The sequence below is a fragment of the Alphaproteobacteria bacterium genome (genome assembly GCA_030680745.1).
Classification (GTDB): Bacteria; Pseudomonadota; Alphaproteobacteria; order JAUXUR01; family JAUXUR01; genus JAUXUR01.
The window spans coordinates 37,232-63,392 of the sequence record JAUXUR010000079.1; the positions used below are offsets into that span (position 1 = coordinate 37,232).

The following is a 26,161-nucleotide window of genomic DNA, read 5'->3' on the forward strand; positions in this document are numbered from 1 at the left end:
ATTAAAACAATCTATTATTTTCGTTAAGAGCACCGATAAGAATAAGCAAGTTTACAGTCCCTTCATCAGTAATAGAAGGTCTATCTTCTTCATCTAATTCAATCGAGCCGTTAATATGATTGTCAAGTAATGTCCGTAATTCGTTATAGATTATCAAATTCTTTCCTTGATCCATAAATTCATTGATTTTTGAACGCGTGATAGAAATAAGGGTTTTAAGATTTAAATCCGCATATTTATAAAAAATATCAAGCGCTTCTTGGCGATTATAGGCAAGTAATTGTTCGTAATATAAGCCTGCATTCATATCAAATTTTATCTTATGGCGTGATCCAACTAAATCACCAATTAAGTTTCTTAAATAAAGGCCTTGGTGGACAGCCTCTATAATATCAGCTTCACCACACAATTCCTGTAATAATGGACTAACAGCAGTAAATAGTGGGTCAATAATATCCTGAATTGTATCTTCTAAAAAGGGGTATAAGTTTGGAGCGGTTTTTTTAATCCCGCCTATTTCTTGGGCGTCTAAATAATCTTGATCCTCTACATCTATAGGGATAAGAGTTTTAAGTTTATATTGGTGTGGTAGTAATGCATAGATATTAACAATGCCAGCATCACGACCTGTGCTGCATTCAAGAATAGAGCTAAGGGTGCTTAAAATAGCCCATTCTTGGGTAGATAAAGTCTCTGCTGTAGCATCAGCATTTAGTGTTGTTAAATAATGTAGGATGCATTTAAATTGTGCTGCTATCCTATGCTCTTTGGGTTGGGTTAAAAGTTTTAGTAAATATCCATCGTCATCTTGACCTAAGGTTGTTAATTTAATACCACCAAAAGAAGGAAGTCCTTCAGATTGTATTACATTATTTAGTATAGGGTTTAGAGCAATACGTGTTTCTATTGTTCCTAACATTATATTTATTAATTGAGGATGAATATTAGGCACTGAATCAAAATCAATTTGATTTTGAGAGAGTTTTCTAAAAAATGTTGGGTTTAAAGCAATCTTGTGTTTAATGCTGTCACTATTTTTATCTGGAAAAAATTGCCAAGATGTTAAATTATAGAAATCAATATGTTCTTCTCTTTTTTTGAGTAAATCTCCATGAATTTTATAAGGACTTTTTGGATCATTTGATTCATTCAAAAGTATTTCAACACGAATTGCCAATTGAACAAGCGCATTATCTTCAATAAGATAAAGCTCTTCATAGTTATTACTAATAAAATAAGAAACATATTTTGCTGCTTGTTTATTATCTGATTTTAAAGCATCTTCCATTTGGTTGATAAAAAAATCTTTTTCTTGTGTGTTTTGATAAATGTTTAATAAATTTTCAGAAATATAAATACGCTCATCATCTTCATCTTCACCGTCATCATTTAATATTTTTTTTAGTCCAATATTTGGTGAAAAAATAAGATTTGCAATATCCATATGTTTTTCTTCAGGAAATATTAAAAGAGTGTCAATAAAATATAAAAATTTTTTTCTATCAAACTTGTATATACAAATGAATTTATCCCAATCATTGTCTTGATCTTCATATCCTTCACCTTTCTTATAGTAGGTAATATATTTTTTGACATAAAAATCATAATCTTTTGGAAAATATTTTATTATTTTCTCAAAAGGTTTCAAGTCCATTGGGTTAAGATCTTTTATAGAATTCCATATATCTGAAATTATTTCTTTGTTTTTTATTTTTGAAATAAAAGTAGCGATAGGGCAGATATGAGAGTAATGTAAATTTTCTTTTTGAGAAATAATATCATTTGTTTCGCTGATTATATTTTCAAATTTGTCTTCATCAATATTTATAAAAAAGTTTATTAAATCGCAATATAGGTTCCCATAATTAGAAATATCATTATTTGGGTGTAAATTTGAAAAATGTGAAACAATTTTGTTTGCGTTGTTATCAAGAATCTTCCATTTATCAATACCGATTTTAATAAAAATGGAAATTAAGCTTTTTTTACCATAATAATTTATATTTTTGTTTTTATTAAAACAAGAAATTAGATATATGATATCATCATTGTTGTTAATTTTAGAAATTTCTGAAAACAATTCTACTTTTTCATTTGCATTACACTCTCCTAATGCAATTTCATTTTTGTATTCGTTTATAATATTTAGTTTTTCTTCTTTTATTGTTAATGCTTTTTTAAAATTTGATAAAAAGTTAGGATTTGAATAAGATTTTATGAGTTTGCTCCAAAATTTAATTTTTTGTATGTCGTTGTTAGTTTCAGGTTGGAGTGCAGAAATGAGTAAAAAAGTTGTAAGAAAACTACCAGATAATAAATTATTTTCTGATAATAAATCATTTGTTATTTCAATATATAAATCGAAATTTTCTTGAGTGATTTCATCTTTAATGTTTTCTAGTAAATATATATCTTCTTGTGAATATTTTGTATTTTCATTAAATTTATTTGATTTTTTAATTTTTTCCAATAATGGTAAATAAAAATTTAAAAAAGTATAATTGGTATCATACTTTGCATTACGTATATATTGGATATATTCCCAAATGTTCCAATCAGGTTCGGCGATCTTTTTTACGAAATCAATTAATTTCTCTCTATATTCCTTTTCAATGTTCTGAATTTCTTTTATTAGTCTTTTACATTCGTTAAGTGAATATTTTTCAAATTCAATCTTTTTAAAACAATCAATTAATGTATTGAAGTCTTCATCTGTTGGGAAATCTGTTACTACACCAATTAATTCTATTAATTCTTCAATAGACCAATCTGGTTGTAAAAGTGATTTTACGACATTGATAATATTCTCTCGTCCTGACGATTTTATCTTTCCAACTGCGTTAATTAATTTTACGCAATCTTCTTTTGAGTATTTCGCAGGTAGAATATTTGTAACGTGGGCGCTTATGGTATTAACATATTCATCGATATTAATTTTGTCGATATTATGAATTAATTCATAAATATTTTCGCTAGACCAATCTGCTTGCAAAAGTGATTTTACGATGTTAATAACATTTTCACGTTTCTCTGCTTCTATGTTTTTAACGGCCCAAATTAAGTGTATACAGTCTTTTGCCGAGTATTTTGTAGATAGCATACTTGTAGCGTAAGCACTTAGGGCATTAAGATCTTCATCGATATTAATTCTAGCTATATGGTCAATCAATTTATTAATATCATCGCATGGCCAATCTGGTTGTAAAAGTGATTTTATGACGGTAACAACGTTTTCACGTCTATCTGGTTGTATAGATTTAATTTTATTAATTAAGTTTACACAATCTTCTGCTGAGTATTCCGCAGGTAGAATGGTTTTAATTTGAGCACTTAGGGTATTAAAATCTTCATTGATATCAATCTTAGATATATTAACAATTAATTTATTAATATCGTTGCTAGGCCAATTAGGATGGATGAGTTTCTTTGTTGTATCCAATACATCATTCCATCCTGATTGTTTAATGTTGGCGATAGCTATAAGAAGATTTAGACATTCTTTTCCTGTCCAGTCTTGGTGCGCAATCTTTTGATATTGTTCAAACAACATATTAAGATTAACTTTATTTTTTATTTTTAGAATGAAGTTGTTTGTATTTGAGTAATCTAAAGGTGTCCAATTTCTATTTTTGATTTTATTAATAGATAAATATGCATTTGTGCGTTCGAATAAATTATTTCCATATTCATCCATCCAGTTGTTTTCTTTAATTGAAGCGTTAAAAAAATAGTGGATTCTACATAATGTTTTAAAAACGTTGTCATAATTAGCGACAGATGTGTTTAACAACCAATTTAATATAGGGTAAAAGCTTATATCTTTTTTTTGAATTAAAAAAATTGTAATTTCACCATATGCGCTTATTGCAGCTGTTTTATGAATGTGTTGCTGGCTTAAAAAATCTACGTAATTACTAGTCCAAAGTGTGTTGGCGGCTTTTAATTTCGAATCTAAGTTTAAATCAGCATTATTTGTAATATTAATTAGAAATGACTGCGTATAATTGGCATGATCTATATCTAAAAGTAATGATTCTGCTACTTTAAATATTTCCTCTTTGTCGTAAGTTTTAAAAAAATCTTCTAAATCTGTTTCGCTGTTAACTTCTTCTATAAATATATTTTTTAAATTTACAACTTTTTTATTTTTACTATTTTCAGTAATATTTTGTTGACGCTTTCCAAGTGTTTTGTTTGAATTGTTTACAGGGTTTGCTGATAATGAACAAGAAACAAAAGCATAACACAATGATAAACAAGCAAATATTTTCTTCATTACTTTACTCCAATTATAATATTTAAAAAATTATTTGAAACAAGGTAACATAAATAAAAAAACAAGTAAATAATTATAATAAGTTTTATTATTTTAATATAGCCAAATATACATGGCGTTTGTTTTTAACTTGTTGAGAAATAACAGAAATTGTATTTTTTTTAATAGGTTGTTTTAATCAATTATATTTAAAATTTAAATGATATAAGAAGGTAAAGTGAATTGTTGAATTAAACCAGAAGATCTATAAGCCGGGTTCTGTACCTTTTACAAGGTGACGACTATTCATCTTGGATGCTTGTTACCAAACATCTCGTGCAACCTACCCAGAGAACAGCGTGGAATACGCCTGATCAATTGCTTGAATCATGCTCTCTCTATTTGGTCTTGCTCCAGATGGGGTTTACCATGCCGATCCTTTTACAAGCATCGCGGTGAGCTCTTACCTCGCCTTTTCACCCTTACCTTGCATGATATCCGAGGACATCAAATAGGCGGTTTGTTTTCTGTGGCACTTTCCCTAAGGGTTTTATCCCCCGCCGGGCATTATCCGGCATCTTCATTCCATGGAGCCCGGACTTTCCTCTCTTGAGTTTCAAGAGCAGCCATCCAATCTTCTGGTCTATTGTAGTTATGCTTTTAACCCAATAATGTCAATAGATTATTTTGTGTCTAATAATATTAATTAACGTTAATTGGGTTATTTTCTTGGTTTTCGTTTGTGGCATCATCATATATTGAATATTCTGTTTTTTTAGGTAAACAAAATGCTTTAAATGATTCTAGATCTTCAGAAGAAATAATATCTTCTGGTTTATCAGCGCCATTTATTTTTGATAAACAAAAAAGGTGGATGTGGGCATTTTTAGCATAGGGCATATCTTTTATGTCGTTTTGGAAAATAGGAATGTTACTTTTTGTATCTTCGATGAAGAAAACATTTTCGAATATAATATTAGGGTAGGCATAATGGGCCGAAAGTGCTTTTTGAGGAAAATATTCTTGATTTAAGTTGCTGTTGTAACGTACAGAAATAAGGTTACCATTTTGATAATATTTAGTCTCTAAATTTGGATCACTTACGATATGTGTTTGATTTAAATTAAGAATTTCACCTAAATTTAAGCCGTTTACTCTTTGAAGGGTTTCATCAAAGCCTTTCCAGGCACTTGACACAATAATATGTGAACCTACTTCATGAAGAATTGCAATTAAGTCTATTATAGAGCCTCTTGGTTTGATTTTTGATCTTCTGTTTGGGTGTGATCGATTTGTAATGACGCCATCTAAATCAAATATAAAAAGTGTTTTTTTAAAATTTAATGACAGTTTTTTTATTTCTTCAAAAAAATGTTGAATATTTTTAATTTTAATTGTTTCATTAATGTTTTGAGTTTTTTGTATTTTTTTTTCACGTTCAATGTTTTCTTGTTCGTTTTCTAGTGTGCTTATGTCTCTTTTTTTTGCTGCATTTATTATTTGAGAATTTAATATGATGCATAAAGCTATGGAGAAGATTTTTTTCATTTCTTATCTTTCGTAATAATTTTTATATTTTGTTGTGTTGATTGATCTTTATTTTGACATTAATACATCATTGTTTTTGTTCGTTTTCAAAAACTACATTTTATGTAGTGTTTTGATACTTAAAAAAATGTAACATGCTGTATTTATATACTTTTTTGTCAAAAAAGATAATGCGGCTTACTTTAATACAATGTTTATGTGATTGCAATTAAAATAATAGGTTGATTTAATTAAGTTTTTTTAATTAGATATGTGCTGCAGGAGCAAATGTTCTGTCTTGATGGGTTGGTTTGAAAATGAAATGATGGATATATTGTTATCATTTTTAACGAGGTGTTGATGGGCCCAATAGAAAAGAAAATTCTTAAAAGTGATTTTTGTGTAATAGGTGCGGGTTCGGGTGGTTTGTCTTTTGCCGCAGGCGCAGTCCAAATGGGTGCTTCTGTTATTCTTGTTGAATCAGGAAAAATGGGCGGGGATTGTTTGAATTATGGCTGTGTACCTTCCAAGGCTTTACTAGCAGCCGCCAAAATGCAACATCATTTTCAAGAAGCAACAGTTTTTGGATTAAAAGCTGATAAACTTAGCGTAGATTTTAAGAAAGTACACGCGCATATCCAGAAAATTATTGCTAATATTGCACCCCATGATTCCGTCGAACGTTTTGAATCTTTAGGCGTTAACGTTGTTCAAGAAAAAGGAATCTTTGTAGATCAGGATACATTAGCAACGGATCATTATTTGATTCAAGCAAAACGATTTATTGTAGCGACGGGTTCTATTCCTTTTGTGCCACCCATTTCAGGATTGTCATCTATTCCTTATTTAACCAATGAAACAATTTTTGATTTGGATGTATTGCCGGAGTATCTTGTGATCATTGGGGGAGGGCCCATCGGTATAGAGATGGCGCAGGCTTTTATTCGACTTGGTTCTAGGGTAACAGTGTTAGAAGCTTTTGTAGCTTTGCCTAAAGATGATCCGCAGATGACATCAAAATTGAAAGAGATATTGATTCAAGAAGGTATTGAGATTAAAGAGTATGTCATAATAAATTCAATTATATCGAAAGATAATACGATATATTTTTCTTATAACGATGCTGATAATAATATGGTTGAACTTCAAGCGTCGCACGTGCTTGTAGCAACAGGGCGAAGACCTAATATTGGTGCGTTGAATTTAGCTGCTGCAAAAATTAATGCCTCACCACAGGGCATTGTTGTTGATGCATATCTTCGCACAACAAATAAACGTGTTTATGCGATTGGTGATTGTATAGGGGGGTATCAATTTACGCATGTGGCGGGTTATCATGCGGGTATTGTGATTAGAAATACGATTTTTAAATTGTGTAAAAAAGTTGAAACACGGGCTATTCCTTGGGTGACATATACAGATCCAGAACTTGCGCATATAGGTGCGCTTGAATCTGATTTGATAAAACAGCAAAAGTCATACAAAGTATTAGAAATGTCATTTGCACAGAATGATCGGGCGCAAGCAGAAAGACGAACGGAAGGGTTGATTAAAGTGTTTGTAACACCAAAAGGTCATATTCTGGGCGCTACGATTTTAGGCGTAAGTGCAGGTGAATTAATTATGCCTTGGGTGATGGCAATACAAAATAATCTTAAAATTGGAACGATTGTCGATACAATTGTACCTTATCCAACTTTAAGTGATATCCATAAACAATTAGCAGGCAGTTTTTATAAAGATAAAATCTTTTCACCTTTTACCAAAAAAATTGTTAGATTTTTAATGTGGGTGACGAGGTGATGAAATATCTGCCTTTAGTGTTGATTGTAATTCTGGCAATCATTGTATGGTTTTCAGGCTTACGCGATTATTTTAGTTTTACAGTTTTAAAAGAACACCAACAAGCGCTTGAATTATTTGTTTTAAATAATAAAATTATTTCTATCTTCATTTTTGCAGGTTTATATATTTTGGTTGTTGCTTTATCGATTCCAGGTGCAACTTTTATGACTTTGGTGGGTGGTTTTTTTTTCAACCAAATATTAGGCACTTTTCTTGTGGTATCTGCAGCAACCATTGGTGCAACTATTTTATTTTTAGGTACGAAGCTTGCTTCTCAGGATCTTGTTAAAGAAAAAGCAGGGCCTTGGGTTCAAAAAATGCAAAAAGGATTTAAAGAAAATGCAACATATTATTTGCTGACATTACGACTTATTCCCATTTTTCCATTTGTTGCGATTAATTTGGTTGCAGCGATTTTGCAAATTCCTTTGCGCACTTTTATCTTGGGTACCTTTTTTGGAATAATACCGGGTTCTTTTGTATATGTTTCTATTGGGGTTGGGCTGCATGATGTTCTTCAAAAAGAAGAATTTTCAGTAAATGTTTTATTGGAACCCAAAATTTTGTTGGCATTAATTGGATTAGGTGTTTTGGCATTATTGCCAGTTGTTTATAAATATTATAAAAAGAATAAAGTTTAGCATTTGTGATATGCTGTATATCTTGACGCAGAGATGTAAAAGTGTTGCACTTATCGAAAGGCTATTATTAAAGAGGTAATCGATTATGCCAACTAAAAATCCAAGGATCAATGTTACTTTTGAAGAAGCAACCGCCGGACTCCTTGTATCATTAGCACATCAAGAGCATAAGTCGGTCGCGAGTCTTGTGCGTGAATTGACTCTTGAAGCGTTAGAAATGCGTGAGGATTTGTATTTATCTAAGGTCGCTGAACAGCTTGATAAGGAAGGTCTTAAAACTATTGGCCATGATGATGCATGGAAATGAAATATCAAATTCGTTATTTGGAAGAAGTTGTTCGTAAACATATTCCTCTTCTTCCGCCCAGTTTGAAGGCGCTTATTAAACGTGCTATTGAGGAACGTTTAATGGTTGATCCGATTGGTTTTGGTAAGCCTTTGCGTTATAGTCTTAAGGGGCATAGACGATTGCGCGTGAGCGATTATCGTATTGTTTATCGTATTGAGTCAGAAGCAATGAGTGTAGTTATTGTCGCTATTAAGCATCGTAAGGAAGTCTACGAATAAAGTTATTATTTAAAGTCAACCCAAGCGCAATAAATACGCCCAATCGTTGTTAACCAGCATAAAAAACCATAAATATAGCAAATTTCAGCAAAATAAGAGGGCATAAGGCACATCAACATAAGTGCAAAAGCAGTTTCAGTGCCTTCGCAAATACCACCCAAATGATAAAATGATTTTTTACCTCGTTTTTGGGTATTTATATCTTTTTTGGCAGCAATAATAGCATAAGCCAAAAATGACGTGATGGGACCAATAAAGCTGAAAATCAAAAAAGCAGCGGGTAATTGGTTGCCATCATTGAGTAAGGCAAAAGCAAAAACAATGCCCGCATATATAATAAAATCGCATACAATATCAAGAAAACCACCAAAATCTGTGAGCGTATTTTGACGCGCTACAGCACCATCTAAACCATCAAAAAGTCTGTTTAAAGCTATAAAAAAAGCAGCTGTGTAATAATTTTCAATGTAAATAAATACGATCGCGCTTAATCCAAAAAAAAAGCCAATGAGCGTGATAAAATTTGCATCAATATTGTGCTTAGCAATTTTTTTAGCTATATGATTTAAAGGCGGATCAATGAGGGGGCGGATATAAGGATCAAACATTTTAAATGAATTGTTGAAAAATTAGAAAGACAATTCCCGCCGAGATTATTCTTAAGTAGTCTTAGCGGGAAAGTTTAGTAAAAATTACTCAGCAGCTTTTGGGGCTTCATGAGCAGGTGCAGCTGCTTTATGCTCTGCACTTTTATGATGTTTTGTTTTATGGTGTTCACCTTTATGATGACCTTTTTTGTGATGGCCTTCATGATGTTCGCCTTTATGATGACCTTCTTTGTGATGGCCTTCATGATGTTTTTTATGGTGTTTATCTTTATGGTGTTTTTTATGATGGTCACCAGTTTTGTGCTCATCTGCTTTATGTTCATGAGCAGGTGCTACTACTACTGGCGCTGCAGCTTCATGTGCAGGTGTTGCTGCATGTTCATCATTTGCTGTAACAGTGCCAGCAGAGAGAAGAAGTAAAGTTGCTAAAAGAGAGATATTTTTCATTTGATTCCTCCAAATAAAAACCACGTTTGATTTATTGCTGAATATTAACATAGTTTTTTGTTTTTGTCTCTCGCGATTCAACTTCATGTGATAAGAACTTATCGGCTTCAAGTGCTGCCATACAACCCATGCCTGCAGCAGTAACTGCTTGTCTAAATATTTTATCCTTAACATCACCTGCTGCAAATACTCCTTGTATGTTTGTTGCAGTAGAATCAGGTTTTGTTACAATATAGTTTTCATGATCCATTTCAATTTTATCTTTAAATAATTTTGTCGCAGGATCATGCCCGATGGCAATAAAGGTGCCCGAGACATTTAAGATGGATGTTTCATTTGTGTTAACATTTTTTACTTTGAGTGCAGTAAGTTCTTTAGGGGAATCATTACCCAAAAATTCTTCAATAGTGTGATTCCAAAGCACGGATATTTTGGGATTGGCGAATAATCTTTCTTGTAATATTTTTTCAGAACGTAACGTATCACGTCTGTGAATGAGTGTTACTTTGCTGGCAAAATTCGTTAGGTAAATAGCTTCTTCAACGGCCGTATTACCGCCACCAACAATTGCAACTTCTTTGTTTTTAAAGAAAAAGCCATCACATGTTGCGCAAGCTGAAACACCAAAACCGCGAAATGTTGCTTCACTTTCAATATTAAGCCAGCGTGCTTGAGCGCCTGTGGCAATAATGATTGTTTCACCAATATAGGTTTTGCCACTTTCGCCAATTGCTTTGAAAGGACGTGTTGAAAAATCAACAGATGAAATGTAATCATCATGAAGTTCGGTGCCTAAGGCTAAAACCTGTTCGCGCATTTCACTCATCAACCAAGGCCCCTGAATTGGTTTTGCAAAACCTGGGTAGTTTTCGACATCTGTTGTTAACATTAATTGGCCACCCGATTCATAACCAGCCACTAGTATGGGTTTTAAGTTAGCGCGCGCTGCATAAATTGCCGCTGTATATCCTGCGGGGCCGCTGCCAATAATGAGAACTTTTGTTTTGTGTGTTACTGTCATTTTATTTCTCCTTTAAAGAATTTCAAGTAAATAAAATAATATTTATTTGTATTGTAAAATAAATATTGTATAATAATTGTAAGACTAATTGTCTTCTTCTTATTATTTGTGTTGTTCTACCTTGATCCCAGTTTTAGCTTCTTGAGGCTGGGATTTTTCATAAATCTCTTTTATTCTATCTGCAATTCGATTTATTTCAAGCAAAGGTTCGTAATGCCAATTTTCTAAAATGCCTTCAAAACGACGTGAAATGCCTTTATCACGTAAGGATTGATGAAATTCTAGAAATTTAGGCGGCGATTCATCAAAATGATAAATATAAAGGGGTTTGCCGCTGGCCGCAGCTTCTGTTGCCATATTAACGGAATCACAAGTGACAATAAGAAAATCTGAAAGAGCGATCATGCCAAAATAAGGGTTTGGATCAACACCCTCCCATAAATAATGAGGTATGTCAGTTAGTTCACTTTTTAGTTTAGAAATATAATGTGTAGGTGTTCTGCGAGATGGTGTTAAAAGAAGGCTACCACCATATTTTTGTTGAAGGTTTTTAAGATCTTGAATTAATGTTTGAAATACTTTTTCGCTAAAATCATGATGTTTACTGATACCACCAATAATAACACTTATGTGTGGTTTAGGTAGTTTTTCAACTAAATAATTTAACTTTTGTCCTTCTTGTTTTAAGAATTCAGGATTAATCCCATGAATAGAACCTAACGCATTGATAACATTAGGTGCATTTAGATTGTCATGCAAAGGAGCCACAATCACATCAAATTTATTTAAATTTAATTTAGGGTCTTGAATGTGGATAGTGAAGGTCTTATTATTGCTTTTTTGACGAATTGCAGCTGAAATTGCAACTGATTGTCTTCCGCATGTGATTAAAATATCAGGCCATGGTGGTGAAATTGGATCAGGATTGTTTTTGACAGAGCATAATGCTTTAAAACAAAGGGATGGCGGTAAAAAAAACCATGGATAAGAGGGCTTGATCCTTTTTAAAATTGGTGTAAGGTTAAGGGCATCTGCCAGGGCTAAGCATTGAATTTCAATGCCTCGGCGTCCATCGCTCATTATCCAACAGGTTTGAGTTGACATTTTAGGCTCCGTATCAAGTCTTAGTAAGACATAAAATTATAAAAAACATTAGGCGCACGAACTTTTACATATTAGTCTACTGCGCTGAGTACCGGTCAATTAAGGTTAAATAAATGCGACGCACAAAAATTGATGCAATCGATCTTCAAATTTTACATGATCTTCAAGATAACGGACGAATGACAAATGTTGATCTTGCTGATCGTGCAGGAATCTCAGCACCTCCTTGTTTAAGGCGTGTGCGAACACTTGAAGATTCTGGCTTTATAACAGGTTATCACGCTGATATCAATGCTGAAGCTTTAGGCTTCACAGTCGTTATATTTGCGCAAGTACGTTTGCATTCTCATGCTGAAAACGATTTAATCGCTTTTGAAAATCTCGTGCAAAACTGGGATATGGTGCGTGAGTGTCAAATGCTTGCGGGTGATACAGATTTTTTACTTAAAATAATTGCGCAAGATTGGGATTCATATCAACGATTTTTAACGACACAATTAACGTCAGCACCTAATGTTGCGCATGTTAAATCTTCATTATGTATTCGAAAATCCAAAAATTTGCCAGGACCGCCTATTAATTTGATTTTGAAGTAGGTTTCATTTTACTGAACAGCTTCAGGAAGTTAAGGGAAGGGCTTAATTTGCCGTTTCCCATAAATCAATTGCCCATTCCTCACGGTTCAAATAAGAAAGTTTGCCTTGATTGGGATCTAATACATCAGGGATTTTAAATTTGTTCCAATAAGCGAAATGATCTTTGTTCCAATAAAGAAGCGGTACAATATAATCACCAGACCATAAAACACGATCAAGACTTTGAATATAAGCAACATAATCATCATAATTGGTTTGTTCGATAATTTTTTGAATTAAATCATCGATAACAGGGTTTTTAATGCCTGCATAATTACGTGCGCCTTCTTTATCCGCAGCTTCTGTTGACCAAGAATGATTTAAATCTTTGCCGGGGTAAATAACGCCCCATAAATGGATCAGCGAATCAAAATCATATTCATCTTTTCGTTTGTTAAACTGGGTTGAATCAACATAACGCACTTTAAGGTCGATACCTGCTTTTTGAAGCATATTGGCATAGCCTAAGGCTATTTTTTCCAATGGTTTTAAACCAATAAGCACTTCAAAAGACAGCTTTTCTTTTGTTTCGATGTTGGTAAGATTTTTGCCAATGATCTGCCAACCAGCTTCATCAAATAATTTCAAAGCGTTTCTTAAACGCTCACGTGAAGGAAGATTTTGAACCTTTGGGGCATCAAAAGCTGAAGGGGGTATTTTATCTTTATAGGTTTCAAGAATTTCTTTGACTTTACCTGTGGCAATACCTTTTGCTTCAAAATCACAATTACTAAAAAAGCTCGTTGTTGGAACATAGGAATTGTTGTAGTAATTTTCGATCATCCATTTATGGTCAAAAAGTGTAATAAGGCCTTGGCGAAGTTTAAGATTATCAAAAGGGGGGCGGCGCATATTAAGGGCAATGCCAAACATGCCCATCGGACGTTTAAAGGGCATAACAATTTTTTTGATTTTGCCTTCTTTTATCGCTGGTATATCGTAATCTTTTTCCCATTTGGCAAAATCTGTTTCGTGAATAAGGTCATATCCACCAGCTTTAAAGGCTTCAAGGGCTATATTTTCATCTCTATAGCTTGTAACAATCAGATTATCAAAGTTATTTTGGCCCTTCATGCAGGGTAAGTTTTCTGCCCAAAAATCCTTGACGCGTTCATATTCAATTTCTTTGCCTGGATTGAAACTTTTAACACGATAAGGACCAGATGAAAGAGGGAATATATGGCTGGATTCTTCAAAAACATGTTTATCAAAAAAATTTTTGGATAAAACTGGCATCATTGCTAAAAGTAAAACAGTTTCACGATCAGATTTTTCTTGATCAAGAATAAGTTTGACGGAAAGATCACCTAATTTTTCAATTTGTTTTGCTTTATTATAAAGCATTTTGATGTGGGGACCTGCTTTTTCTTTAAGCGTGTTAAAGGTAAAAACGACGTCATCAGCTTTAATAGAAGTGCCATCTTCAAATTTTGCTAAGGGGTTAATATGGAAAATGATATAGCTTCTGTCTTTAGGTGCTTGAATAGATTCTGCGATAAAACCATAAAGTGAAAAAGGTTCATCCTTATTTCGTTTCATAAGCGACCCATAGACACGTCCCGTTAGGTAGGGTGAAGGTGTTCCTTTAAGCAAATAAGGATTAAGAGAATCAAAGGTCCCTATATTACGTAAATGCAAATCACCACCTTTTTTGGCATTTGGATTGGCATAATCAAAAAACTTAAAGTCCTTTGGATATTTCAGGTCTTGATGCATTGAAATGCCATGAACCTTTGGGAGGGGATCAATTGGGTTTGATGCTTCTTCTGCGAAGGCTAGGTTTGGAAGAAGTGCTAATGCAGAAAGAAGTACAATTTTTTTTAAGGTCATTTTTCCCACCATGTATGTAATGCCCACATACGTATATGTCTAAATCCGTGAGGTGGGGATATATCAGGAAATCCAAATTTATCCCAAAAGGCGCAATGATTTTCGCGCGGTTGAAATAACGGTATCACGAATTGATGTGCGCGTAAAAGTCTATCTAAAGCACGTGTTGATGCAAGATAAGTTTCAAGATTGGGTGCTTTAGGAATGTTGCTAATCAGATAATCAATAGCAGGATTTGCAATGCCTGCGAAATTTTTACTGCCTTTTATAGAAGCTTGTGTTGAGCCCCAATAAAAATTTTGTTCACAACCAGGATAATAGGATTGATTCCAGTAATGTATAATCATGCCAAAATCATGGTCTTGAAGTCTTTTTTCATATTGGGTCGATTCAACCGTACGAATACTTGCTTTGATGCCCAATTTTGCAAGATTATGCGCATAAGAATGTACAATTTTTTCATAAAAAGGAAGTGCTAATAATATTTCAAATTCCATTTTTTTGTTTGTTTTTTCGTGTATAAGTTCGTTGTTTTTGATAATCCATCCTGCTTCTTTGAGTAAATCTTTTGCTTTATTTAAATCTGCACGAGATCTTTGCATATCTGTTGGGATAAATTCTTCAACGGGTTTTGAAAAAATAAAAGAAGGTAATTGATCTTTGAAAGGCTCCAACATAATAAGTTCTTCAGGTGTTGGTGTTGAGTGTGCAATCATTTGTGGATCAACAAAAAAACTATCTGTACGTTGATAGGCCTCATGGAGGTAATTACGATTAAGCCAATCAAAATCAAGCGCAAGAGTAAGTGCTTGTCTAACGCGATAATCAGCAAAAATTTCTTTTCGTAAATTCATGACTAAACCATGCATGTCGAGTGTATGTGCAACAGGAAATGATTTACAAGCAACGCGTTTATCTTTAACGGCTTGAAAACTATATTCATGTGACCATTTCATGATGTTGGGTTCTTCACGGAAATCATAATCATGTTTTTGAAAAGCTTGTAAAGAAACAGCATCGTCACGAATGTAATTATAGTGAATCTCATCGAAATTGTAGTGTCCAACATTGATTGCTAGATTTTTACCCCAAAAATCAGGATTTTTTTTATAGATTATTTTCTTACCTTGATCAATTTTTGTAATAATATAAGGACCACTTGTAAGGGGTATATCAAGACCAGGACGATCAAAATCATGAGTCGTGTAGTATTTTTTTGATAAAATAGGCATAAAACCAATCATAAGGGGGATATGTCTATTGTTTTTCGTTTTTAGGTAAAAAACAATATCCCTAGGACCAAGAATTTCAACATGATGGATATTTTCATAAAAGGCGCGAAGATTAGGAAGTGATTTTGTGCTCATTAACTGAAAGGAAAACTCAACATCTTCAGCTGTAATAGGTGAATTATCATGAAATTTTGCTTCAGGCCTTAAGCTGAATCTTATCCAAGATCTGTCTTCAGGGATTTGCATTTTTTCAGCAATTCGGGCATACATGGTAAGAGGTTCATCAGCAGATTTTTGCATAAGGCTTTCAGCTGTTAAGAAACGTCCTTCTGCCGGGATGCCTTTAAGAATGTAAGGGTTTAAGCTATCAAATGTGCCAGGAAGGCGTAACTCAAAGGTGCCTTTTTGGGGGGCGTTTGGATTAATATAATCAAAGTGTTTAAAATTTTCTGGATATTTTGGCTCATTGTAAAGGGATAGAGCATGATGCCAAGGAAGTCCTTGATCATCAAAGGCGTCTAAGGTTGAACTTAAGAAAACAATAAATCCTAAAAACAATGCGTATTTAAAAAAAACTTTATTCAAATGTTTGACTCGTCTCATTTTGCCACCAGGTCTGTGTATACCACCACTTAAGAAGAGGGAAGGCTGACACAGGTTGTGACTTAGGGTGCCCAAATTTGTTCCAATATGCAACAAAATCTCGCGTTTTTTGAGGAAGCGAGATGAAATAATAACCACTTTGTAATATGCGGTCGAGTGCATGTGTGATTGTTAAATGGTCAACTTTACTTTTTTGAGATATTAATTTTTCTAAAAGGTCATCAATAACAACGTGTTGAATGCCAGCGTAGTTTGCGCTTCCTTGTGTCATCGCCGCTTTTGATCCCCAATATCGCATTTGTTCAGCGTGTGGTGCAAGTGATTGTGACCAATTATTAATAATCATGTCATAATCAAAAACATTTAAACGTTTTTGATATAAAGCCGCATCAACAACACGAACATGGGTTGTGATGCCAAGTTTTTCAAGGCTTTTTTTAAAAGATAAAGCGAGTCTTTCATATTGTGGGTTTTGCAATAAGATTTCAAAGCTTATTGGTTTTTTTGATTCTTTTGGATAGAGGTTGTTTTGGCGAATTTCAAAGCCTGACTCTTTGAGCAAATCATGGGCTAGACTTAAATCATGTCGATGTTCAGTATGTTTTAAAAGAGGAAGGCTGAATTGATGGTTGCGAAGTTCGGCGGAAATTTTATCTTTGTAAGAAGAAAGTAGTTTTATTTCATCAAGACTAGGTGTGTCTGGTGCTGCAAGGTCTGTATTCCCAAAAAAACTGGGTATTGTTTCATAGGCATCATGGAAATAATTTTTATTGAGGCTATCAACATTTAAAGCGAGCGATAACGCTTTTCGAACATTTATATCGTTAAAAGGGGCGCGCCTTGTGTTAAAAACAAAACCTAAAATGTTTGGGCGTTGATGGGGGATGTCTTTTAATTGGACATGTCCTTTTTTGGCAGCAGGAAAGTTATAATTTTTAAGCCAATGGCCAATATCTTCTTCTTGAAACAGATCGATGGTACCTGCTTTAAAAGCTTCAAAAGCTGCTTGATAATTACGGAAATACTCAAAACGAATGATATCGAAGTGGCTATGTCCTTTTTCTGAGGGTAAATCTTGTGCCCAGTAATCTTTAACACGTTCATATTCAACAAATTTATTGAATTCGTATTTACTTACCTTGTAAGGCCCATTGGCAAGTGAAGGCGTTGTAGCAAAATGGGTTAAATCTTTTTTTTCAAGATCTTTTGCTGGTAAAATAGGAAGAAATCCAATGAATAAGACAAGTGCGCGTTGATTGGGCGTTTTGAATGTAAATTTGATTTCGTGGGTTGATATGATATCGATATGATCAATCTCTTTAAATGCTTCACGAAAAGTGAAGGGGCCCGCTTTTTGAATAGCTTCAAAAGTTTTAGCGACATCGTTGGTTGAGATAGGTGTTTGGTCGTGAAATTTAGCTTTAGGATTGAGTTTAAATATAACCCAAGATTCATCATCACTTAGTGTGAATGTGCTTGCAATGCGGGGATAGCTGCTAAGGGGCTCATCAAGTGATCTTTTAAGTAAACTATCATATGTTAGGTAAACGCCTTCAGCCGTAATCTTATTCATAGGGTATGGATTAAAATTATCAAATCCACTAATAATCGCAAGACGAATTGCGCCTCCTTTTGGTGCATTGGGGGTGACATAATCAAAGTTTTTAAAGTCATTTGAATATTTTGGGGTGCCATAAAGAGATATAGAGGTCAGTTCAGTGGATGCTAAAACTGGTTTCGAAAAAATACATACAATATAAAATAATTTAAAAAAAAAGTTCATTTTGTAATTTGTTACACAATTCTCAAGTTAATATTACGAAACAGTATATCATGCGAATGATAGCGGCATAATACTATAATTTTATGTTAAACGTCGAGAAGTATTTGAAGGGGAAATGTTTTCAAAACGGTGACCATATAATAATGGTCGGGGAGGAGGGATTTGAACCCCCGACATCCTGCTCCCAAAGCAGGCGCGCTACCAGGCTGCGCTACACCCCGTTTTTTGTGTTTATAGATTTACATTATTTTCAATTGCTTTGCAAGAGGGTTTTAATTAATATTTAAACAATTCCTTAAGTTATTTTTTTGAGGTCTTAAAAATTGAAGGGGAGAAATCATGGTTCACGTCCAATCATATGTCGATCATAATACAGCCAGAATCAATATGGTTCATGGATTGTTACGTCCAAATCAAGTTGTTGAGGAACGCATTGTTGAGGCAATTCTTACGACACCTCGCGAAAAATTTTTACCAAAGGAAGTGCAAAATATTTCATATATTGATAGCGATTTATCCTTAGGTGAGGGACGTTTCTTAATGTCTCCTTTAACGTTTTCACGTCTTGTGCAAGCATCGATGATTCAAGAAGATGATGTCGTTCTGGATATTGGATGTGGGATGGGTTACTCAACCGCGATATTGGGTAAATTAGCGTCAAGCGTCATAGGTATTGATGAAAAACCAGAATTCTTGTCAAATGCTACAGAAGAGCTTTCAAAATTAGAGATTTTGAATTGTATTTTTCATTGTGCGCATTTAAAAGATGGATTTCCAAAAGGGGCGCCTTATTCATTGATCTTTTTAGAAGGTGCTGTAGACTTTGTGCCAGAGTATATCTTGAATCAATTGGCTGAAAATGGTCGTTTGATGGCGATTGTAACGATTAACGCACATCAGGCTGTTGCACGATTATATCAACGTATTGGTCAACATTTTGCGCATCGAGACTTATTTGATGTAAATGCCAAACCATTGCATGGCTTCCAACAATTAAAGGAATTTAAATTATGATCGATATGGAAACAAACGTAACGGATTTAAAAAATTGTTTGGATAATAACACACCATGCGTTGTTCTTGATGTACGTGAAAAATGGGAACTGGATATTTGTTGTCTTGAAAATGCTAAGCATATACCCTTAGGATCAATATTATCAGATGATTATGCTGATTTACCGAAAGATAAACCTTTGTTTGTTTTTTGCCATCATGGTAGACGTAGTTTGCAAGCCGTATGTCATTTAAGGGATAAGGGCTACGATAATGCTGTTAGTGTTAAAGGCGGCGTTCATGCTTGGGCGTGTGAAGCTGATCCAAATATGAAGACATATTAAAAATACGCATCCAGATTATGGGCAAATTTGTCGTCAGAACTGCGTTTCCGGTACTCATGTACAAGGAGTACACTCCGTTCCGGTTCTCGTTCTTTCTAAACTTTGCCTCATAATCTGGGCGCTTACATGGTTATAGGATTTGCAATGTTTCGGTTTTCACGAATTTGTTGTTTGTTGGTATCTTTGTTTTCTTTTGAAAGTTTTGCTAACGATGAAGCGATTGATGTTTCAACACTTAATGAATATTTAATCAATGGAACACCTTGTTTTGTACTAGATGTTCGTGAAAAAAAAGAACTTGAGATTTGCTGTCTCAATAATATCATGCATATACCTTTAAATGAATTATTGTCGGGTGCTGTGGATGGTTTGCCAAAAGATGTTCTGTTAATTGTTATGTGTCGTAGCGGTATACGTAGTCAAAAAGCTTTTGATTATTTAAAGAATAATGGGTTCGATAAAGCAGTTAATTTAAAAGATGGCATTTTAGCTTGGATAAAGGAAATTGATCCAACGTTAACGGCATATTAAAGAATAGGATTTGTAATGTTTCGATTTTCACTCAGTTTTTGTTTTTCAGTACTTTTATTCGGTTCACAAACGATTGCTGAAAAAAATATGGACAATTTTGAACTAGAGGATGCTTTAGTTGAATCTTATGTATCGAATCCAAAATTAATGGCAGAACGTCAAAAACTTTTTGTTATTGATGAAGAATTGTCTAAAGCAAATGCAAATTTTCGTCCCAGAATACGTTTGGAAGGTGAGGCTGCTGCTCAAAAGAGTCAGTGGAAATTGCCATTAGATCCCTCTTTTGCAAACCAAATTACATCTTTTAACGGTGGATCATTTAAGCGTGGGATGTATACAACGACAGGTACGCTTACATCACGTGCTGGTAAGCTTGTTGCTGAACAGCCTTTATATCGCGGCGGGCGAACGATTGCTCAAAAAAAAGCTGCTTTTCATGCAATTCTCGCACAACGACATGTTTTAAATTCTGTTGAGCAAGATGTTTTTATTGATGTTATTCACGCACATTTAAATGTTGTTGCTGCACAATCAATTCTTGATTTGCAACATAAGACGGAATCTGTTTTATCTAAACATTTAGAGGCCACCAAAATTAGACTTGATGTGGGTGAAGTGACGAAAACAGATTTATCGCAGGCTGAATTTAGATTGGCAGGCGCTAAAGCTGAGCGCATTAAAGCTGAAAGCGATCTTAAAAATGCGCGTAGCAATTATGAAAAAATTGTTGGTTTTGTACCAAATGCGTTTCGTTTTCCTAAAATACGACCACAACTTCCCTTTAAGCTTCAGGATTGTCTTGATATTGCTGAAAAGGAAAATCCACTTATTTTAGCAACACGCGAAGACGAAATATCTTCAAGTCATGAAGTGCGTTTAGTCAAAGGTGAATTATTACCGACATTGAGTTTACGTGGTGAATTAACGCAAGCGAATAATCAGCTTATTAAGAATGCACGCAACAGAAATGCAGGTGTTTTTCTTAATATTTCAATACCTTTGTATAGTTCGGGAAGTGTTGAAGCGCGTATAAGACAAGCGAGTCATACTCAAAGTCAAAAGGGCTATGAGATTGAAAGAGCGCGCCGCGATGTGCGTGAACATACGGAACAAAGCTGGGATCAATGGGTTGCGTCAAAAGCACAAATTGATGCGCGCAAGGCTGAAGTGACCTCATCTGAAATTGCGCTTGATGGTGTTATTAATGAGCAAAAAGCAGGAGCACGAAGCGTTCTAGAAGTACTTGATGCAGAAAAAGAAGCCTTACGTGCAAAAGTAAATCTTGTGCAAGCGGAACGCGATGAAATTTTAGCTGCTTTCTCACTTTTACCAGCAATGGGCAGGTTGAATGTTGCTTTCTTAGGGTTAAAGGTACAACCCTTTGATTCTGTCGGACATTTTGAAGAGGTTCGTTCGAAATGGTTTGGATATAATGATTCACAAACGTCAAAAGATATGGGGTGATTTTTTAATTTGCCGGACAATTTTTAATTTCATTTTCCCTGGACTTGTTGAAGCGCAGCTTTATACGTAGGTCCAGGTCTCAGATTAATTTAAAGTGTATATACTTCTTTTATTAAAAAATATAATTCTTAACATTGATTAAAAACATACATATTTATTGAAATCTTAATTTTTTCATGTTATGTATAACAAGTTTTTATTAAATTATATATTGTAAAAAGGTTTTTAAGGTGTTTTCATATAATATTATGACAAGATTTGTCGTTTTTGTGCTTTGTTTTTTTTGTTTAGAAGTAAATGCAAATCCTGTCGTTCAAAAAGAAGTTCATTTTAAATATTCTACACTTTCAGAATATGAACATCCTGATATTGCAAATTTAAAATATGTAAAACATTTAGATGGTGGTACGGGTGGCGTTCATCTATTTGAAGATCCAAAGAACAATAAATTATGGACTTTGAAATCCTGGAATTCTTATGGGCACGGTATTAACGAGATTCTTGCTGCTCTTTTATTAAATAATATGGGTGTTGAAACCCCACGTTTTATTGCTCTGAACACACTTCCTGATGAATTAAAGAATCAATGCAACCTTCAGGGAAGTTTATTTCGATTTGCTGAATATGTTGAAGGTGTACAGCCTTCTAAAGAAGGTCTGGATAGTTTGTTACCATCTTATTTTGTTCCTTTGGCTTTGGTTAGTTTTTGGGATATTAAGCCCGCGAATTTTATACTTAATCAACATGGTAAGCTTGTTTTAATTGATACGGGCGGCGCATTGTTGTACAGATCTTTAGGTGAGTCTAAAAATGAAGGTCTCGATTGGTCGAAATATCAAATGACTGATCTTCAAACTTTACGTAATTCTAATTTATCGAGTGTTGCTGGTATTTTTAAAAAGATTACGGATAGTGATTTAAAGAATCAAATTGCTTCCCTTCTTTCTCATGCGGATAAGCTTCTGTCGCTTACAGATGCGTTTTGCAGACAACTTCATTATAAAGGTCGTAAAAAACTTTTGTCTATGCTGGCATCACGATTGCAGCATGCTCAACTATTAGGTCAGATTTCAAGAAATGTTTTAACGTTAAATAATGATCCTTTTGCATATGCAACTTCTTATGATGCTGCAGGTACGTTAAATTATACTTTTGTAGATGGAAAACCGTTTTTATTAATAGGAAAACGCGCAGGCCATAATTGGTGGGGAAATTTGGGCGGGAAATCTGATCCAGAAGAATTATTATTAAAAACGGCTATTCGAGAGACACAAGAAGAATCAAGCGATCAACTTAAATTTAGCGAGCGTGATCTTCTTTTAAGTGCTGCTCATGATCTTATAAATATTCATAAAGAAGGTACGTTTACACGGTTTCGAACATATTTAACAGAAATAAAAAATCCAGAATGTATTAATGACATGCATGATCATGAATATACTCAATATGCTTATATTGCTGTTGACGATGTATTGAAAGCTTTAAAAGCGAATAAAGTGGTGATAGCTGAAAAACAAAATACAATTCGTGTCAATGATTATATTTTACATCCGCCTTTTGTTGAGTCGTTGAGACAAAAACCAGTTTTAGAATGGTTGGAAACGCTTTTACGACCCGATTTTAATAAAAATATGTTACGTGAAAAACATACCCAAAGCATTTTAGGAAAACCAGATTTGCAGGAAGTAAAAGAAGAGCGTATTTCGCATCCTGTATTAAAAAATTTAGAATATGCGTTTTTGACATCGGAAAAAATAAAACGATCTGAACTGAAGAGACCTATCCATAAGAATAATGTAGATGTAAAGCCCTGTGCATCGGATTATCTGTTGAATCAACTAAAGGTTAAGACAGGAATAAGTTTAGAGGCCACGTTAGAGGAATCATTAAATACATTATACCCAACATTAAATTTGTCGAATAACGACATTAATCTTGTTAGTAAAATTCTTGAAGAAGAGCGTCAACATCCAGATCAATTTGTAATGTATCATGCGTGTCAATCAGATATATGGTTTAATTATCGTATATTGTCTGTATTGCGCCATTTGTTGAATGAGACGCATGTTCAGACGGATATATTGCGTTCATTGGATAATTTTTTTGATCAATTTTCAAATGCTAAAGATCTTTTAAATTATGTAAGTAATTTTCCAAATAATAATAATTATAGTGCAGGGTTTAAATCTTGTGGAATTGCGTGTAATCCAACATTCTTTAGCAATTGCTTTGTTCCTACAAGTTCAACATTTCGTTATTTTTTTGAAGGAAAATCTGTTTCTCCACCTGATAAGACCTTTAATATCATTAGAGAAACTTTTCTTGAGTTTGATCTTGATGTGGATTCAATTATTGCTGAGTTTAATGAATTTTATGAAAAGTTTATTAAACCGAGTGATAAGGGTGCTCTTTTACAATTTTTCTTAGATCCAACAATTGCTTCAGATGCTTGTTATATATCAGCAGGTCGTGGTGTGCCAGTTTATTATAAGAATAATAATCAACTTATTGATGATCCAGTGCCTGTTTTAGAGTTTTTTAAACAAGGTAAATTAGTAGAATGTTTTGATAGTTCATTGGAGTTACAGGCGCGCTTACATGCAAATTTATCTAAATTTCCTGACGGGCTTGTTGTTGTGAAGGATTATTTATCTGGTGATGGGGATATATCTAAAATCGATGAATTTATTTCAAAGATTCTAAAAAAACATTTGTTCGATATTTGTAGGAATTTACCTAAAAATAACGCAGTTTATCACACCTCTCCACAAATTCAGACTCTTTTACGAGATGCAGAGGATTTTCCTGATGGTGATTGTGAAGAAGAAACACCTATTGTGAAAGCCTATAAAGCTCAGGATTTAATAACGATTAAAATATTGTTGGAAAATGATCCTGAATTAATTAATCAGGAAGCAATTAACTTTGATACGTTATCATCTTTTCTTTTGAGCTCAACTTATGTACCTTTTTTAATGGATCAGGCTGTTTCTGTTGATATTCTTCAGCTTTGTCAGCCAATGATTAAGTTGCATATGTCAGATAAAGATATCAGAACTATCATAGAATTTGTGTGTGTGCTTGAAAAAAATATTAAAGACATTGAACCTATTATTTCTGTGATTAACCCAGTGATTGAGTCTTTGTTGAAGGTTTTTTATCATTATGATTCAATTATAGGCGATGATGAAAAAACTATTGATAATATTGTTACTATTATTAAAATAATGTCTATTGATCAAATTTTGGATTTTACTAAAGTTGTAAATTTTTCGATTCAACCTTATGTGGCTCCAAAAGATATATATGAATTTATTAAATATGTTTACAAATTAAATAAAAATAAACAAAAAACTATTATTGATTTTATTATGTTTATTACGCCGAATTTAAAAAATAATATAAATTTTGTTGGTGTTAAAGATTTTATAAATTCTTTTTCTGTGGATTGGCCTGAAAATGTTATGGAGGCTGCTGGCATTTTAATTAGAAAAGATTTATGGAAAAATCACTCATTGTTTCTGGATGACGTAAAAAATATTATTTATGCTATTTCTAAAATAAATCCTGACAATAGAATTTCTATTGCTAATTTAATCAGTAAGTTGATGGTGTCTGGGATGAAATGCTCAAGTATATATGAATTGCTTGAAATGGCTGCATCACCCAATGCAGAGAGTGCTTTGGAGGCTGGAATGATATTAATTTATTCAGAAATGGATAAATGGTTTGTTTTTGATCTTGTGAAATCTATTTTTAAAATAAAGCATGAAGATAGAATACCTGTTGCTAATGCACTTAAAAAATATCTGAATTTTGATTGCAGTAAAAATGGTTGTAGGAAGTATATTGAAATAATGGAATATATTACTTCAATCTCTATAGATCGACCTGAAAGTGCGATAGAAGTTGCAGGGATTTTACTTAGAGACGATTTACGTAAAAATGTATTATTTTTGGTTAAATATATAAAAAATGTAATAAATTCTATTTCTAAAATAAATCCCGATAATAGAGTTTCTTTTGTTGATTCGATCAATAGATTAATTGTTCCAGAGATGGATTATTCACAAATAAGTCTGTTGCTTGAAATGACTGTATCATCAAACGCAGAGAGTGCTTTGGAGGCTGGAAAGATATTGGTTCATTCTGAAATGGATTCATTCTGTCTTTTAAGACTTATGAGATCAATTTTAAAAATAAAGCATGAAAATAGAATAATTGTTGTTAATGCAATTAAAAAATATTTATTAGACAAAGTTAACATTACGGATCCTGATATTTCTGTGATAATAGAAAATGCAATGCGGATTCCTATAGATCAATTGGATATTGTTTTAGAAAAAGCTAGCCTTTTGATTCAGCCTTATATGAGTTGGTATAATGTAGTAAGAATTATAGAGAGTGTAAGTGCGGATAGATAAAACATTTGATTATTGATACATTTAGCAAAAATATGTAAAAAAGTGGGTTTGAAAATAAAATTAAATTTTGCTCAAGTCGAACGAAAAAAGTTTTGTTGTATTGTTTGTTTTTGAGTTCAATGGGTAGATTAATAATTTTTTGGGGTTTAATACAAAACTATGTGTTTTTGTTATAAATTTTCAAAGGCATGTCCTATTTTTTTAATTTTTTTTGTAATCCAAAATTTGTTAAAAAATAAAGATGAATTCCAATATATAGACTTTTAAATCACAGTTTTTAATTTATTTCGAAAATCTTACGAAAGAA

Annotated in this window: 19 protein-coding genes, 1 tRNA gene and 1 other RNA gene; 10 read left to right on the plus strand and 11 right to left on the minus strand. The window is 33.3% G+C overall.

The annotated features are described in order from the left end of the window. Position 1: 1 nt before the first annotated feature. The 3 genes from Q8L85_09935 to Q8L85_09945 form a co-directional block, all read right to left on the minus strand. Positions 2 to 4,276 (minus strand): hypothetical protein, encoded by a 4,275-nt coding sequence (locus tag Q8L85_09935; protein ID MDP1725006.1) that lies wholly within the window; start codon positions 4,274 to 4,276, stop codon positions 2 to 4. A 231-nt stretch (positions 4,277 to 4,507) separates the two neighbouring features. Continuing rightward, an RNA gene (gene rnpB / locus Q8L85_09940) (RNase P RNA component class A) lies at positions 4,508 to 4,897 on the minus strand. 60 nt (positions 4,898 to 4,957) lie between these two features. Then, positions 4,958 to 5,803, minus strand: coding sequence for a hypothetical protein (locus Q8L85_09945; protein ID MDP1725007.1), 846 nt, complete (start codon positions 5,801 to 5,803; stop codon positions 4,958 to 4,960). A 339-nt stretch (positions 5,804 to 6,142) separates the two neighbouring features. Here Q8L85_09945 and Q8L85_09950 point away from each other — a divergent pair, with 339 nt between their 5' ends. From Q8L85_09950 to Q8L85_09965, 4 genes are all read left to right on the plus strand, one after another. Further along, complete coding sequence (locus Q8L85_09950; protein MDP1725008.1) at positions 6,143 to 7,585, plus strand: FAD-dependent oxidoreductase; 1,443 nt, start codon at positions 6,143 to 6,145, stop codon at positions 7,583 to 7,585. Beyond that, entirely contained in the window at positions 7,585 to 8,268 is a 684-nt protein-coding gene (locus tag Q8L85_09955; GenBank protein MDP1725009.1) for a VTT domain-containing protein, read from the plus strand. The genes Q8L85_09950 and Q8L85_09955 overlap by 1 nt, the downstream gene beginning before the upstream one ends. 85 nt (positions 8,269 to 8,353) lie before the next feature. After that, complete coding sequence (locus Q8L85_09960; GenBank protein MDP1725010.1) at positions 8,354 to 8,575, plus strand: DUF6290 family protein; 222 nt, start codon at positions 8,354 to 8,356, stop codon at positions 8,573 to 8,575. Beyond that, positions 8,572 to 8,835: a type II toxin-antitoxin system RelE/ParE family toxin gene (locus Q8L85_09965; GenBank protein MDP1725011.1), complete on the plus strand. Its 264-nt coding sequence runs from the start codon at positions 8,572 to 8,574 to the stop codon at positions 8,833 to 8,835. Before Q8L85_09960 ends, Q8L85_09965 begins: the two co-directional genes overlap by 4 nt. 5 nt (positions 8,836 to 8,840) lie before the next feature. Here the strand turns inward: Q8L85_09965 and Q8L85_09970 are convergent, their stop codons facing one another. The 4 genes from Q8L85_09970 to Q8L85_09985 form a co-directional block, all read right to left on the minus strand. Next, entirely contained in the window at positions 8,841 to 9,443 is a 603-nt protein-coding gene (locus tag Q8L85_09970) for a CDP-alcohol phosphatidyltransferase family protein (protein MDP1725012.1), read from the minus strand. A gap of 84 nt (positions 9,444 to 9,527) precedes the next feature. Beyond that, on the minus strand, positions 9,528 to 9,890 hold the full coding sequence (locus Q8L85_09975) for a hypothetical protein (GenBank protein MDP1725013.1): 363 nt from the start codon (positions 9,888 to 9,890) through the stop codon (positions 9,528 to 9,530). A gap of 31 nt (positions 9,891 to 9,921) precedes the next feature. Further along, positions 9,922 to 10,911 (minus strand): thioredoxin-disulfide reductase, encoded by a 990-nt coding sequence (gene trxB / locus Q8L85_09980; protein MDP1725014.1) that lies wholly within the window; start codon positions 10,909 to 10,911, stop codon positions 9,922 to 9,924. A gap of 102 nt (positions 10,912 to 11,013) precedes the next feature. After that, positions 11,014 to 12,015, minus strand: a complete 1,002-nt coding sequence (locus tag Q8L85_09985; protein ID MDP1725015.1) for a mitochondrial fission ELM1 family protein — start codon at positions 12,013 to 12,015, stop codon at positions 11,014 to 11,016. 113 nt (positions 12,016 to 12,128) lie between these two features. Here Q8L85_09985 and Q8L85_09990 point away from each other — a divergent pair, with 113 nt between their 5' ends. Next, complete coding sequence (locus tag Q8L85_09990) at positions 12,129 to 12,611, plus strand: Lrp/AsnC family transcriptional regulator (GenBank protein MDP1725016.1); 483 nt, start codon at positions 12,129 to 12,131, stop codon at positions 12,609 to 12,611. 42 nt (positions 12,612 to 12,653) lie between these two features. On the opposite strand, the gene Q8L85_09995 is transcribed toward Q8L85_09990, so the two are convergent. From Q8L85_09995 to Q8L85_10010, 4 genes are all read right to left on the minus strand, one after another. Further along, complete coding sequence (locus Q8L85_09995) at positions 12,654 to 14,480, minus strand: extracellular solute-binding protein (protein MDP1725017.1); 1,827 nt, start codon at positions 14,478 to 14,480, stop codon at positions 12,654 to 12,656. Further along, the gene (locus tag Q8L85_10000) at positions 14,477 to 16,315 is read right to left on the minus strand and encodes an extracellular solute-binding protein (protein MDP1725018.1); all 1,839 of its coding nucleotides are present in this window, start codon (positions 16,313 to 16,315) and stop codon (positions 14,477 to 14,479) included. The genes Q8L85_09995 and Q8L85_10000 overlap by 4 nt, the downstream gene beginning before the upstream one ends. Next, complete coding sequence (locus Q8L85_10005) at positions 16,290 to 18,098, minus strand: extracellular solute-binding protein (protein ID MDP1725019.1); 1,809 nt, start codon at positions 18,096 to 18,098, stop codon at positions 16,290 to 16,292. Before Q8L85_10005 ends, Q8L85_10000 begins: the two co-directional genes overlap by 26 nt. Before the next feature lie 144 nt (positions 18,099 to 18,242). Beyond that, positions 18,243 to 18,319 (minus strand) — tRNA-Pro (locus Q8L85_10010). A gap of 118 nt (positions 18,320 to 18,437) precedes the next feature. Between Q8L85_10010 and Q8L85_10015 the strand changes: the two genes are divergently transcribed. The 5 genes from Q8L85_10015 (at position 18,438) to Q8L85_10035 (ending at position 25,854) form a co-directional block, all read left to right on the plus strand. Then, positions 18,438 to 19,112, plus strand: coding sequence for a protein-L-isoaspartate O-methyltransferase (locus Q8L85_10015; GenBank protein ID MDP1725020.1), 675 nt, complete (start codon positions 18,438 to 18,440; stop codon positions 19,110 to 19,112). Next, the gene (locus Q8L85_10020) at positions 19,109 to 19,435 is read left to right on the plus strand and encodes a rhodanese-like domain-containing protein (GenBank protein MDP1725021.1); all 327 of its coding nucleotides are present in this window, start codon (positions 19,109 to 19,111) and stop codon (positions 19,433 to 19,435) included. Before Q8L85_10015 ends, Q8L85_10020 begins: the two co-directional genes overlap by 4 nt. 144 nt (positions 19,436 to 19,579) lie before the next feature. Further along, entirely contained in the window at positions 19,580 to 19,966 is a 387-nt protein-coding gene (locus Q8L85_10025; protein ID MDP1725022.1) for a rhodanese-like domain-containing protein, read from the plus strand. Between the two features lie 15 nt (positions 19,967 to 19,981). Then, positions 19,982 to 21,430: a TolC family outer membrane protein gene (locus tag Q8L85_10030; protein ID MDP1725023.1), complete on the plus strand. Its 1,449-nt coding sequence runs from the start codon at positions 19,982 to 19,984 to the stop codon at positions 21,428 to 21,430. A gap of 248 nt (positions 21,431 to 21,678) precedes the next feature. After that, entirely contained in the window at positions 21,679 to 25,854 is a 4,176-nt protein-coding gene (locus tag Q8L85_10035) for an NUDIX hydrolase (GenBank protein ID MDP1725024.1), read from the plus strand. Positions 25,855 to 26,161 lie beyond the last annotated feature (307 nt).

Coding starts and splice junctions, on each gene's coding strand:
- Q8L85_09955 (MDP1725009.1), top strand. CDS start 7,585: ATGAAATATCTGCCTTTAGTGTTGATTGTAATTCTGGCAATCATTGTA.
- Q8L85_10020 (MDP1725021.1), top strand. CDS start 19,109: ATGATCGATATGGAAACAAACGTAACGGATTTAAAAAATTGTTTGGAT.
- Q8L85_09985 (MDP1725015.1), bottom strand. CDS start 12,015: ATGTCAACTCAAACCTGTTGGATAATGAGCGATGGACGCCGAGGCATT.
- Q8L85_10000 (MDP1725018.1), bottom strand. CDS start 16,315: ATGAGACGAGTCAAACATTTGAATAAAGTTTTTTTTAAATACGCATTG.
- Q8L85_09935 (MDP1725006.1), bottom strand. CDS start 4,276: ATGAAGAAAATATTTGCTTGTTTATCATTGTGTTATGCTTTTGTTTCT.
- Q8L85_10030 (MDP1725023.1), top strand. CDS start 19,982: ATGTTTCGATTTTCACTCAGTTTTTGTTTTTCAGTACTTTTATTCGGT.
- Q8L85_09975 (MDP1725013.1), bottom strand. CDS start 9,890: ATGAAAAATATCTCTCTTTTAGCAACTTTACTTCTTCTCTCTGCTGGC.
- Q8L85_09965 (MDP1725011.1), top strand. CDS start 8,572: ATGAAATATCAAATTCGTTATTTGGAAGAAGTTGTTCGTAAACATATT.
- Q8L85_09990 (MDP1725016.1), top strand. CDS start 12,129: ATGCGACGCACAAAAATTGATGCAATCGATCTTCAAATTTTACATGAT.
- Q8L85_10025 (MDP1725022.1), top strand. CDS start 19,580: ATGTTTCGGTTTTCACGAATTTGTTGTTTGTTGGTATCTTTGTTTTCT.
- Q8L85_09945 (MDP1725007.1), bottom strand. CDS start 5,803: ATGAAAAAAATCTTCTCCATAGCTTTATGCATCATATTAAATTCTCAA.
- Q8L85_10015 (MDP1725020.1), top strand. CDS start 18,438: ATGGTTCACGTCCAATCATATGTCGATCATAATACAGCCAGAATCAAT.
- Q8L85_10005 (MDP1725019.1), bottom strand. CDS start 18,098: ATGAACTTTTTTTTTAAATTATTTTATATTGTATGTATTTTTTCGAAA.
- Q8L85_09950 (MDP1725008.1), top strand. CDS start 6,143: ATGGGCCCAATAGAAAAGAAAATTCTTAAAAGTGATTTTTGTGTAATA.
- Q8L85_09970 (MDP1725012.1), bottom strand. CDS start 9,443: ATGTTTGATCCTTATATCCGCCCCCTCATTGATCCGCCTTTAAATCAT.
- Q8L85_09960 (MDP1725010.1), top strand. CDS start 8,354: ATGCCAACTAAAAATCCAAGGATCAATGTTACTTTTGAAGAAGCAACC.
- Q8L85_09995 (MDP1725017.1), bottom strand. CDS start 14,480: ATGACCTTAAAAAAAATTGTACTTCTTTCTGCATTAGCACTTCTTCCA.
- Q8L85_10035 (MDP1725024.1), top strand. CDS start 21,679: ATGACAAGATTTGTCGTTTTTGTGCTTTGTTTTTTTTGTTTAGAAGTA.
- trxB (MDP1725014.1), bottom strand. CDS start 10,911: ATGACAGTAACACACAAAACAAAAGTTCTCATTATTGGCAGCGGCCCC.